The sequence below is a fragment of the Hymenobacter terricola genome (assembly GCF_017921975.2).
GTDB lineage: Bacteria > Bacteroidota > Bacteroidia > Cytophagales > Hymenobacteraceae > Hymenobacter > Hymenobacter terricola.
Genome location: NZ_JAGEMO020000113.1, coordinates 1 through 2,718 on the forward strand (window position 1 = coordinate 1; position 2,718 = coordinate 2,718).

The window sequence follows — 2,718 nt, forward strand, 5'->3', positions numbered from 1 at the left end:
GGCAGGTTCAGCAGCTCATCGACGGCCAGCGTGTAGGTGCCGGCGGTGGCCACGCCCAGGTGCAGGGGCAGCAGCACGTCGGCCCCGGTCAGCAGGGGCTGGCCGTTGATGGCGACTTCGGCCGTGCCGGCTTCGGTAGCGAACGTGAGGCCATTGGGGGCGGGCAGGCTGTAGGCGTCGAAGGCCCGGTCGAAGCCGGGAGTGGCATTTTGGTCGAAATAAATGGCCAGCTGGGTAGCCGCGGCGGCATTGCGCAGGCCCAGCGTGAGCTGCGGCCGGGTGTCGGCAGTGGTGCGCTCGAAGGCCGTGTTGTTGTAGGTGGTGAGGCGTTCGGTGTTGGTGAACGTGACGCTGCCGGTTTGGCCGGGGGCGCTGGTTCGCACGAAAAAGCCCTGCGACGAGGGCAGCACGTTGGTGCCGCCGTTCACGCCCACACCGCCGATGTAGCTGGCGTAGGAGCCCGTGTACTGGCCGCTGCTCTTGAACACGTACAGCGCGTTGTCGAGGTTGGTCAGGCGGCCGTCGGCAATCATCAGGTTCCAGTCGAGCGGGGCGGGGTAGGGGTTGCCGCGCAGGTGCCAGCCGGCATCGGCCTGGCCACCGCGGGTGAGGCCGGTGGCCGCCAGGCTGCCGTTATTCAGCGTGCCCACAAAGTCCACATTGGCGGCGGCGTTGATGTTCACGGTGTAGCCCTGCGTGGGGTTCAGCGCATCGCCCAGGCTGCCGGGCGACAGGTAGCCCTTGTCGAAATCAATTGAGCCACCGCCACCGCTGCTGTTCACGCGCTGCTCGTTGTAGCTGTACACCGTGGGGAAGGGCGTCACGGTATTGCCCACCGTGTTATAGGCCGGGTTCACCACCGGCGTGTAGCCGGCCGTGGTCAGGTCGTTCACGGTGCTGCCGCTCACGGGCGGACTGTAGTGGCGGTAGCCCAGGCCGCCGTTGCGGCTGGGGTCGATGTAGCGCTGCACCGTGGCGGCGCCCACCACGCTGCCAGTGATATTCACCACCTGGGCCGTGTTGTTGATATCGGAGAGCAGCGTAAACGTCTGGCCACTCACCGTCAGGTCGCCATAAAGCGTGAGCAGGCGCCGCACCGAAGCCGGCGCCGCCAGCGATACCGCCGAGGCCAGGCTGGCCGTGCCCAGGCCGATGGTCAGGTTCTGGAAAATGGTGGGCGAGGTGCCGCCGATGGTTTGCGAGGTGTTCAGGTCGAGCACCACGGTGCTGGTGCCGGCCCCAAGCAGCGTGCCGCCGTTGTTGGTGAAATTGCCACCCACCACCAGGTTGCTGCCATCGGCGGCGGTGAGCACGGCCCCGCTGGTGAGCGTGATGGCGTGGGTTTGCTGGTTGGTGCTGAGGGTGGGCTGATTGGGGGTGCCGCCCGAAATCACCACGTCGGTGGTGGCGGTGGGCACCACGGCGGGCGTCCAGTTGGCGGCGGTGGTCCAGGCAGTGCTCACCGAGCCGTTCCAGGTGATGGTGAGCGGCGGGGCCAGGGCCACGGCCAAATCCCGGATTTCAAAGTTGAGCACGGTGCTGGCCGGCACGGTATTGCCAAGCTGCGTGGCCACCCCGGTGGCCAGGTCGAGGCGGTAGGTATTGCTGGCCCGCGCGCCGTTTGTGCGGGGCTCGGTCACCTCGGCCACGTAGCCCACATTGGTGCCGGCGCCGGGATTGTAGTAGATGTCGAGGCCGATATCCGTGGGGTTGCCCACGCCATAAGTGCCCGGCGATGCCCCGCCCTTGATGACGAACGACACGGTGCTCTGCGTATTCAGCGTGCCGTTGTTGGGCGGGTTCTGAATCGACAGCAGGCCGTTGTTCAAGTAGTCGAAATCGTAGAGCGTGGTGCTGGCCGCAGTAACTCCCACCGCCGAGTTGGTGTAGGCCACGGCGCCCACGCCGGGGTTGGCCGGGGTGCCGCTGGCGTAGGCCAGGTTGGTATCGGTGGCGGCGATGCCACCGGTGATGGGGTTGAGGCGGTAATTGGCGTCGTTGGTGCTCACCACCCGGATGCGGTCCACACTGGGGTTGAAGTCGAAGCCAATGCGCTCCGTGGCCCCGCCCAGTTCCAGCCGCATGGCGCTACCAATGGCGGTGACCACGTTGGTGCCGGGGTTGAGCAGGTACAGCTGGGTGTTGGCGGTGGGGGCGGCCAATGCGGAATTGTAGCCGAGGGCATAGAGCAGGTTGTCGGCCGGCCGGTAATCAATGCCAACCAGCGTTTGCCCCGCCGTGACCCCGGTGATGCGCACCGGAGCCAGGTTCAACGCCGCGCCGGTGATAGGGTCGATGACCACCAGTCCTTGGGAGCCCACCGGCTCACCCCGAAAGTTCGGCCCGGTGATGGTGCCGAGTCCCAGAATCGTTTGCGCCCGCACCGATGGAGCTAATCCCATCAGGCCCAGCAGCCCAGCCAGCAAAGTTCTGCAACGAACCCAGCGAATGCGGCCTTTTAGTGAGGAGAGTAGGGAATGTTTCATATTAGAATTATAAGAAGATTTAAAAGCATGTTTTAGGACTGACCAACTACTATTTCCACGTTGAAAAAAGGGACTGATTCATCGCGTGTCCGTGTACGGTGCTAAAATATAAAAGATTAATTGCGCAGAGCGTAAACCGGCACCACTCCACCTTTTGCATTGGCCAGGTTATGGGAATTGCGTTATTAAATTGAATTATTGCTGTTTGATTAGCTCTAAAGTAAATGGCCCG

General features: G+C 63.9%; 1 protein-coding gene. It reads right to left on the bottom strand.

Going from position 1 to position 2,718, the window contains the following annotated elements; translation table 11 throughout:
- A partial coding sequence (locus J4G38_RS25800; protein WP_226163873.1) for a DUF4394 domain-containing protein occupies positions 1-2,486 on the bottom strand: 2,486 nt, incomplete at its 3' end.
- Positions 2,487-2,718 lie beyond the last annotated feature (232 nt).